At 64.3% G+C, this 269-nt stretch carries 1 protein-coding gene; it reads left to right on the top strand.

Annotated elements, in window-relative coordinates; all coding sequences use genetic code 11:
* The coding region (locus QSV46_RS39850) for a hypothetical protein (protein WP_314964110.1) at nt 1–269 on the top strand (269 nt) is incomplete at both ends.

Raw genomic sequence — 269 nt, 5'->3', positions numbered from 1 at the left:
GACATTCCCTGCGAGGCTTGCAAGGGCCATCGCCTCAAGCCCGAGGCGCTCTGCGTCAAGATTGGCGGCAAGCATATCGGCGAGATCTCCGAACTGTCGGTGAAGCGCGCCGGCGAATGGTTCGAAAGCGTGCCGAAGGCGCTCAACGACCAGCAGAACGAGATCGCCGCACGCGTCTTGAAGGAGATCCGCGAGCGGCTGTCCTTCCTGCTCGACGTCGGCCTCAACTATCTCACCCTCTCCCGCTCCTCCGGCACGCTCTCCGGCGG

The organism is Bradyrhizobium cosmicum, assembly GCF_032290525.1.
GTDB lineage: Bacteria > Pseudomonadota > Alphaproteobacteria > Rhizobiales > Xanthobacteraceae > Bradyrhizobium > Bradyrhizobium cosmicum_A.
The sequence above is the reverse complement of the archived record's forward strand: the minus strand, read 5'-3'. Positions and strand labels throughout refer to the sequence as shown.